At 34.4% G+C, this 9,109-nt stretch carries 7 protein-coding genes and 1 pseudogene; 4 read left to right on the forward strand and 4 right to left on the reverse strand.

Annotation, left to right across the window (positions count from 1 at the left end; all coding sequences use genetic code 11):
- Positions 1–288: hypothetical protein (locus tag DMP16_RS05840; protein WP_231961261.1), on the forward strand; the 288-nt coding region annotated here is incomplete at its 5' end.
- 7 nt (positions 289–295) lie between these two features.
- On the opposite strand, the gene DMP16_RS05845 is transcribed toward DMP16_RS05840, so the two are convergent.
- Positions 296–925, reverse strand: a complete 630-nt coding sequence (locus DMP16_RS05845; RefSeq protein WP_069282756.1) for an MBL fold metallo-hydrolase — start codon at positions 923–925, stop codon at positions 296–298.
- A gap of 64 nt (positions 926–989) precedes the next feature.
- Here DMP16_RS05845 and DMP16_RS05850 point away from each other — a divergent pair, with 64 nt between their 5' ends.
- Positions 990–1,883 carry a (Fe-S)-binding protein gene (locus tag DMP16_RS05850; RefSeq protein ID WP_069282757.1) on the forward strand — a complete coding sequence of 298 codons (894 nt, stop codon included), beginning with the start codon at positions 990–992 and terminating at the stop codon, positions 1,881–1,883.
- The gene (locus tag DMP16_RS05855) at positions 1,876–3,027 is read left to right on the forward strand and encodes a lactate utilization protein B (RefSeq protein ID WP_143576970.1); all 1,152 of its coding nucleotides are present in this window, start codon (positions 1,876–1,878) and stop codon (positions 3,025–3,027) included. The genes DMP16_RS05850 and DMP16_RS05855 overlap by 8 nt, the downstream gene beginning before the upstream one ends.
- 643 nt (positions 3,028–3,670) lie before the next feature.
- On the opposite strand, the gene DMP16_RS05860 is transcribed toward DMP16_RS05855, so the two are convergent.
- Positions 3,671–4,120, reverse strand: coding sequence for a hypothetical protein (locus DMP16_RS05860; RefSeq protein ID WP_069282759.1), 450 nt, complete (start codon positions 4,118–4,120; stop codon positions 3,671–3,673).
- Positions 4,121–4,753: 633 nt separating this feature from the next.
- Here DMP16_RS05860 and DMP16_RS05865 point away from each other — a divergent pair.
- Complete coding sequence (locus tag DMP16_RS05865) at positions 4,754–5,974, forward strand: HD domain-containing protein (RefSeq protein ID WP_069282760.1); 1,221 nt, start codon at positions 4,754–4,756, stop codon at positions 5,972–5,974.
- On the opposite strand, the gene DMP16_RS05870 is transcribed toward DMP16_RS05865, so the two are convergent.
- Both DMP16_RS05870 and araD read right to left on the reverse strand, forming a co-directional pair.
- On the reverse strand, positions 5,971–7,929 hold the full coding sequence (locus DMP16_RS05870; protein WP_069282761.1) for a Sip1-related alpha-galactosidase: 1,959 nt from the start codon (positions 7,927–7,929) through the stop codon (positions 5,971–5,973). The two genes, DMP16_RS05865 and DMP16_RS05870, sit on opposite strands and share 4 nt — an antisense overlap.
- A 130-nt stretch (positions 7,930–8,059) precedes the next feature.
- Positions 8,060–9,109: pseudogene (gene araD / locus DMP16_RS05875) on the reverse strand (arabinonate dehydratase); the annotation flags it as partial.

A 9,109-nucleotide genomic window follows, 5' to 3' on the forward strand; every position in this document is an offset into this window, starting at 1 on the left:
ATGGAGTTTGGAAAAGCTAAATACAGATCTCTATCAATCAAAGATATAAATCTTAGTAACAATTTACTTATCGTGGAGAGAGAAGTTAGAAGGATGTTAGATAAGGCAGAGAGAATGGTTGATAGATGTCTAAACTGCGGTAATTTAGAATGTGATGAGTGCGAAGAAGCTAGACAACTATTGGACGAAATAAGGGATATGATTCGATCTATTGATGATGAAAGAGCAGCTAAGAGGTTCTCGATTATCTTAGATGATTTAGAGAGTAAGTTAGAAAATCTAGGATAGTTGATAGTTAAGGTAATATGTCGATAGTGAGGAAAGGATTCTTAATTTTTTCATACCCCAATATAGTAAAAGGTCCGTGACCGGGATAAACAATTAGTTCATCAGGTAATTTCTTTAACCTCTCCAAGCTATCCCTCAGTAGCTTTTCAGACCCTCCTATATCTGTTCTTCCAACGGTTCCGTAAAACAGCGTATCACCAGTAAAAATGTAACCATTTGCCAATATGCAAATACTACCCATTGTATGCCCTGGTGTTTCAATGATCTTTAACTTTCTGTTACCAACGTTTATCTCGTCTCCCTCTTTAATGAATCCATCAGGATTTATAATATCAGATATCATAAGGTTAAGATAAGACGATGCCATAGTACTAGCTCTTTTAACTAATCCAAGGTCTCTTTCGTTTATCAAGAACATAGAAGAAGGGAATTCCCTCTTTATCTCATTTATTCCCATCACATGGTCAAAATGTCCATGTGTAGCAATTATATATCTTAATTTAACCTTATTATTTCTTATAAAATCTAATACTTCCTTCATGTCTCCCCCTGCATCAATAATTACCCCCTCGTTCTCACTAATTAATAAGTACGAATTAGTCGCTAGAGGACCAGTAATAAAGTTTTTTACAATCATACATTAAATAATATATACACGTTAGGATAAAAACTTATTATATGCGTAGAATAAATGATTTTTAATGATAGATAACGAGCTTTTAAATTTTATCAAGAGAACTGTTACTAAGTTCTTAATGGAAGACTATATGCCTTTTCCAGTAAACAGAAGCGTATGTTCAGAATGGGCAAATGGCATGAACATTAAAAAAGGTTTATCAGAGGTAGTACTCTTTACCGGTTGTTCTTATCAGTTAGCAGAATTAGGCAAAAAATTTGACGACATATTACCTAGTCTAGCAAGATTTAAGGGAATCGAGAGATTTTCGTCATTTGCTAAAGCATTTTATAAGCCTAGAAATGAAAGGGCAAATAAGATATTAAGGAACATTGCATATCTCCTAAAGAATTCTGGCGTAGATTTCAGTTATTATGAAGATGAACCTTATAGTGGCACAATTTTGCTTGAGTTAGGAATGCTTGATGAATTTAAGCAGTACGCTGAAAAACTGGTTAACTTTTTTGTGGCTAGGGGTGTTAAGAAAATAATAACTGTAGATCCTCATACTCATTATACACTATATAGAATTAAGGAATTAAATCCTTCATGGAACGTTAATATCGTAAATTATTACGAGCTTATAAAAGGAGCAAAGGCAGAGGGAACTTATGTATTCCACGACTCATGCCTATACTCTAGATTTCTGGGAATGAGGGATACGATAAGAGAAGTAATCAAGGGTAGTGGGATAGAGCTAAAGGAGGATGAGATGGTTACTGGTAAGGAAACTTCCATGTGTTGTGGTGGACCATTAGCACCTATAAATAAGGACGTAAGTGATAAAATAGCGAGAAATCGAGCAGAAGCATTAAAAAATGTTCACAACAAGGTCCTTTTAGCATGTCCCTTCTGTTACGCTAACCTTTCACCTTATGTTGAAGCTTATGATTTCGCGGAGGTGGTAAAAATTGAGTAATAACAAGGACTGGGACATTGCAATAAAAAGAGGAGTAGAACACAACATACCTAGAGTATTTAAAGTGCTGAGGGAACACCCGTATTTAGAGGATTTGGCTAGAAAAGTTAGAGAAGGGAAATTGGAAGTGCTAAGTAACTTAGATCATTACATAGATATGACTATAAAAGCAGTAGAGAAGATAGGCGGAAAAGCGTATTTTGCTGAGAATGCAGAACAAGCTAGAGAAATAGTAGGAAAGATTGTAGGCTCGAAGAAGAGAATAGTTTTAGGCAAGTCAATGGTTGCTTATGAAGTAGGCTTAAGGAAATATTTACAATCGTTAGATAATGAGGTATGGGAGACTGATTTAGGTGAGCTGTTAATACAATTTGCAGACGAACCTCCATCTCACATCATAGCCCCAGCTGTTCATATGACTAGGGAGAGAATAAGGGAATTGATAAAGGAAAAATTAAACATTGACCCCGGAGATAAGCATGAAGATATAGTAAAAGTGGCAAGGGAATTCTTAAGGCAGAAATTCCTGACTGCTGATATAGGTATTACGGGTGCTAACGCTGTGGCTGCAGACTCGGGCTCAATCGTGCTGGTAGAAAATGAAGGTAACATTAGAATGACCAGTGTAGTTCCACCTGTTCACATCTCAATTACTGGCGTAGAAAAGATTTTACCAAATTTAGAATATGCGTTATACGAGGCTTTAGTTCAAGCAGCTTACGCTGGTTTGTATCCCCCAACTTACATTAACGTCACATCAGGTCCTTCATCAACTGGAGATGTAGAGCAAAAAAGAGTTTCCCCGGCCCACGGTCCCAAAGAGTTTCATCTTGTGCTAGTAGATAACGGAAGGAGAAAAGCCAATGAGGATAATGTATTAAGGGAAGCCCTATTATGCATTAGATGTGGTAGATGCCATTTTCACTGTCCGGTCTATAGGGTTCTAGATGGTAAATGGGGATACCCTCCTTATTCCGGACCAATGGGAGCTATGTGGAGTGGGGTAGTCTACAATGACTATAAACCCTCATTAATGTGCACCCATGCTGGTAATTGTAGGGAAGTTTGTCCGATGAAGATTAATATACCTAAAGTTTTAGAATACCTAAAACATAAGTATTATACAAATGGAACCAAGCAATAATGAAATTGAAGTTTTACGTTTTTTATTTTATAAGGTAAGAAAAACCTCGCAGAGTAGAAATGGCAAAGAGTCTAAAAAAATCAATTCTACACGCAGATGGGAGGGATTGTCTGAGCTTTTTAACTGCCCCTCATATGAGAGATGTAGTCCCGAATCAAGAGGGAAACTAATAAGACGCCTAAGGAAAAGCACGTCCCTTAGAGCGAGGAGGAAGTCAGTTATTCAAAGACTGAACTAATAAATCATAAACTAAGAAGGAACTCCTTTTATATAATAATTTTAATCTTCTTTGTCGAATAGGTATAACATTTATTCCCTTTTAACGCATTTCTCCTTGAGAGAATTATGAGGAAGACAGAATTAAATAGAAGATTGAAAGCTAGATATCATAACCACAAAATCTCTCTATTGGGATGACTAATAATGAATTAAATAGTATATATTAAATAAATTTTCGGTTGGTGAATATATAATGAAGTTAGTACCTAAGACCCATAGTATAAACTCTTTTAAAGTTGACAGAAGCAATAATGCTCATGTGAACCGTAATAATTCAAGTCATTAATGAACCATGAGTAATGGTTTAACGCTAGAATATTACCAGCAATATAAACATTATACGCAAAAATCTAGTTTCGAACTTCTATCTTTTTATTATTCCTATTACTAATATTATTAGTCCTATTATTCCTAAAATTATCGATCCAAGAATTATTAGCCCAGACGTGATGAATGACGAGGATATCCGTATAATATTGTAAGACATAATTACAGTTGCAGTATTATTATTATGTATATGCAGTATTCCGGGAGTAGTAGTAGGTTCAAGGATAAGTGTATTAAATCCATGCTCTGAGGAACCAGATAAGATTGTCAATGAGGATCCATAAAAGGTTAGGGGCATGGTAGAATTGTACATAAACACTGTTACCTTATTAATGGTAATATTGTAGGTTTCCCCTGGAGTAAGATATACTGTTGTGAAATGAAAAGAATGGTTAATTGAATGAGCGAGTAAAAAGCTATCTGAGAAGAATAATACTATCCCTAAAATTAATAGCAATATACCAACTATTATCAGAATCTTGTTCATATTTTAACCAATATAGTCTAACCATAAAAAGTTTTTCAATATAACGTAGAAAAGGGAAGAATAAGAAACAATTCAAAATTAACCATTTATTACGTGTTTAAAATGAAAAGATGAGAGATGAATAAAATGGATAATAATTTGAATTTAGTTATAATCATGGCTTGCGTATCGTTAATCTCCTCATTAGTTGTGATACTTTCCCTCTCCGGAAGAGTTTTATTTTGAAGCATATCATATTCTCTATACTTGCATACCTCTTGTTGTTCGGTAATTAATCTTATACCGATGTGATCAACTTCAGTTTCACGGCTTAAATTCAAGGATCTATATTTGAGGAGGAAATAATAACTCATTATATTTTAAGCGCTTCAATCTTGATTAGTTGATTTCCTCCCTGCCTTGAAGAGCGAGGCTTTCCTCATTTTGTAATAGTGGTTCATTGAGCAGGTTAAGTGTTTCAAGACGACTGAGTCCACTGCAGTCATTTATATAGAAAATTAGAGGCCATGTGTCATATTCAATTCCCTAACGCCCTATATAAGTTAAACTTAACCTATACCTTAATAACGCCGTTATATTCGTACATAAGTTGATTGAGTAAGAATTTAAAAACTTATATCTGAAAATATTTTTATGAAGATTATAAGGGATCCAATACATGGATATATTGAAATAAGTGATAAAATTTTACAGATCATATCTACGGACATTTTCCAAAGGTTAAGGCATATCTCCCAAACGGGTCTTGCCTATCTCGTCTATCCTGGTATGAGACATACACGTTTTGAACATAGTTTAGGAGTAATGTATTTAGTTAAAGAATTCATTCGATATATTAAAATTAACTCAGAAGGAATAGAATCACTTGACTTCTTAGAAGATGATGAGTTCATAGACCTTGTTTCTGTAGCCGGACTATTACATGATATTGGGCACTTGCCATTTTCTCATACTTTTGAGAACGCCCTTTCCATTTCTAAGGAGGTATATGGTTTAGATGTTGAATATTATGGTAAGAAGACTCATGTCATACTTGGGAGTAGAGTCATAGATACTTATTTATCTCACATAATAGATAAATTGTTTAAAAACTTTAATTCCGTAAATTTTATACAAAGAGTTATCCTATCTACTCCGAAAACTAGAGAGGAAAAATTTGCATCATCAATAATTTCTAGTGCAATTGACGCCGATAGAAGTGATTATTTGCCAAGGGACTCTTATTTTGCAGGAGTGGGTTACGGTAATATAGATTTGGAGAGGCTCAAGAGATCCTTAATGTATGTTAACGACAGATTAGTTGCGATGAAAAAAGCAATTCCCGTAATTGAACAATTTTTATTATCCAGAATGTATATGTATCAGACAATATATTTTCACAGTGTTGTTGGGCTTTACAATGCTATCTTATCTCATGCGATATCAAGATTGATAGAAAAAGATTTGATACCTAAAATAGATCCGGAGAACTATATTGAACTAAATGACTTCTTAATCCTATCAAAAATTAGGGAAAGTGGTAAAGAGTTTTATGACGGTATAGTAAATAGAAGAGGATTTAAGAGAGTGAAGAAGGACGTTGTTGATAGTTGTTATAAGTTTTTTGAAGATAATAGAAAGGAGATCAATGAAGTCATGAGAGACTCTAAAGGGTTAATTTTGTATCATGATTTCTACGACGTGCCATATTCAGAGGATGAAATATTTGTATATCAAGATGATGAGATAAAACCATTAAGTAATGTATCAAATATAATCAGTTCTCTGAGGAGTATTAAAAAAGGTGTCATAGGCTATCACGAGAGCGTTGAAAATAAGCTAGAAAGAATAAACAATTTATTAAAGAACTGTTAGTTAATACTTATTATCTCATCCTTCTTTACCCTAATTTCCTTTAACCCATTATCCTTGATATATAATAATGAACCATTATCCTTAGGGATGACTGTTTTCTCATCAATAACTTTGATACTAGCTGGAGGTAATATGTATTCTTTTAATCCTATCACAGATCTGTTTTTCGGTAAAATTATTACTACCTCAGTCTCAAGTTCATTTAGACCTATTTTAAGCCTTCCCTTACCTAACTCTCCAGAAAATACCTTATAATACAACTCGTCTTTACTAATTTCCTCATAACTTTCTTCAACGTAACTAGTATTTAAGTTAAAGAACGCAATAGTCTTATACCCATTTACCCTTCCCACCAATTTTAAGAGAACCTTATCTTCTAATGGATTTTTAAATAATAGGTCCGCAGTAATAGTTGCTGGTTCTTCTACTCTAATGATTTCCCCGTCTGGTAATTGTACCTTTTTCAACAGTTCTATATTAGTTTTCTCTGGGTTTCTGTCTGTTATATAAATTGGACCTCCACTAAATATACGAGCTAGTAGATGAACCTTAGCGTATGGATCATAAGAGATAAACATATCGTAATCTGGGTAAGCTATTTGAGAAGTGATTAATGAGTTATAAGCATTGAATAATACATGAAGTTTTACTCCATCTTTCCAGAAAGGCACATAGTCGATAGAGTTCCTCATTAAGTTGCTGTAAAAATAGTTACAGAAGTTCTCAGCGGTCATTGACATACAGTTCAGAATATCGTTACCTAATGCCACTTGTAAGCCAGTTTGAATATTTTTACTAACTTTACTGATAGGTAAGTCGTCATATAACGCATGAATTATCCACTGGTTATCTACTTTAACGAAGTCGAAACCTTGGTTTACAAAATATGCTTCAAATTTTCTATAAAAATCTATAGCATCTTCCAAGGAATGTGGAGGTACGAAGGAATTAATGAATTTGCTGAAATAGCCTCTTAGCTTATTTTTCTTTAGAAAATCTTCCGTTAACCCTCCCCAATGCCCGTTGATCGTGTGCCATATTCCAACATATTGTATTCCTAGTTCTTTCTTTAGCAATTCTATCAATGGTTTAAATCCTCTTGGGAATTTATCGGGAGAAGGGTCTAAACTCTTAAGTGCTCTATCAGTATTCTGATCTTGCCATCCATCATCAATTATAACCCATTCTATCCTTATTCCTCTGTCAAGTATTCCCTTTACAGTCTTTATAATATTTTGCTCATTTAGGTCTTTGGTAAGGAATGCGTTCCAAGTACACCAACCGAGTCCTCTCAATATCTTAGGAGCCTGCTTTTCTTTTCTTAGTCTAAAAGTATTGATAATTTTTGAAGCGATTCTGAATGAAGAGCTTATAGCATCGTACGGATTCTCAGAAATTCCTATAGATAAAAAGTAACTTTTCTCAATCTTATCAGTATTATATCCAGTGTAAATTTTTACCTTACCGTTTTCACTAAGGTAAGACATTACGTAATTGTTTGAAAGCGTTAATATCCCATAAAATTTCTCATTACTCTTGACTAATGCAAATACTGTGAAATCTAGAATTTTTCCAAATACTGGATAAAGCCAACACGGATAAGTTCTAATGTAACTTTCGTGTTCTAAGCTCTTAACGCTCATTTTCAATTCTTTAGGTGGTTCAGTAATTGGTTCCATATCTATACCTAATTGATTATAATAAGTGAAAGCCTTGCCATAAGTTTCTGAGTAAATTTGGATTGAAGTGAAAGATAAAACCTCTTCAGGCTTCATATCCAGTTCAATTTCAAAGGGGAATTTTGATAACTTAATCAGTGATGTAGCCTCTATACTTAATAATTGTCCTTGATCGTAACTTTCGTTATATAATTTAACTAATCCTATATTTTCACAGTTTCCATCGCTGTTACACTTATATTTTCTTCCGTTCTCGTCATTTAGCCATATTATCATAACATCAAAAGTTAGTCTTACCTCTTAATATATTATTGGTTTCGATAATCACTAACCTGGTAATTAGAATGAGCCGACTTCCTCCTTACCCTTAAGGGTTAGACTTTCCTCATTTTGTTAAAAAAAAGAATTATTCCCTACATTTATAATTTTCGAAAACGCTATCCCTTATTGTGTATCCTAATCCGGGTCTATCTGGAACAACTAAGTGACCGTTATCTATTTCTATTTGTTCCTTGAAGATCTTGTCTCTTAGATCATTCTTCCTTAAATGCATCTCTATCCACTCTGTACCTAATGCTGAAGCTACGTGTAAATTAGCTATTAACGAAATTCCTCCTGCTGAATAGTGTGGTATTAAAGGATATCCCAGCACTTTAGCCATGTTTCCAATTTTCATCATCTCAGAGATTCCACCAGTCCACATCACATCTGTCTGGACTATATCTACTGCTCTTTTTCTCATTATCTCATAAAATTCCCACCGAGTGTATGCAGTTTCATAACCAGCTATAGGAACCTCTAAAGCATCAGCTAATCTAGCACTTAAATCTAAATAGTCGGTCTGTATAGGCTCCTCGAAGAACCAAATTCCTAATTTCTCCAGCTCTCTTCCCATTTTTAATGCTTCATCAAAAGTGTAAACGTTGTTAGCGTCTACAGCGATCTTTACATTATCTCCTACAACCTCCTTCACGCTCTTCAATCTCTCAAGGTCTTCCTCCATACTTTTTCCTCCTATCTTCACTTTGATTCCCTTAAATCCCATTTTCACGTAATACGCTTCCTCATCTTTTAATCTCTCTATATCTTTCTTCTCCGAATAGTATCCACCAGTAATATAGGCCTTTACTTTCTTTTTGTAACCCCCTAGCAACTTATAGATGGGCATCTTAGCTTTTACCCATAATATCCCATAGTGCTGTGTCAATTCCACTTATTCCCGCTATAGCTATTCCTCTTCTCCCAAATCTTAGCGTAGCTTTATACATTAGGTCCCATAAATACTCTATTAACTCCTCGTCTTGACTGATAAGGAGTGGCTTTAGCGTTTTTTCTATAAGAGTTTTTACTGCGTCTGAGCAACCATAAGCTAAAGACTCACCGTAACCTACATAACCATCTGAAGTTTCAATTTCTGTTACCACTATTTCCATAGGATGTTCCGCTAATGCTTTTA

The organism is Sulfolobus sp. B1 (assembly GCF_007050195.1).
GTDB lineage: Archaea > Thermoproteota > Thermoprotei_A > Sulfolobales > Sulfolobaceae > Saccharolobus.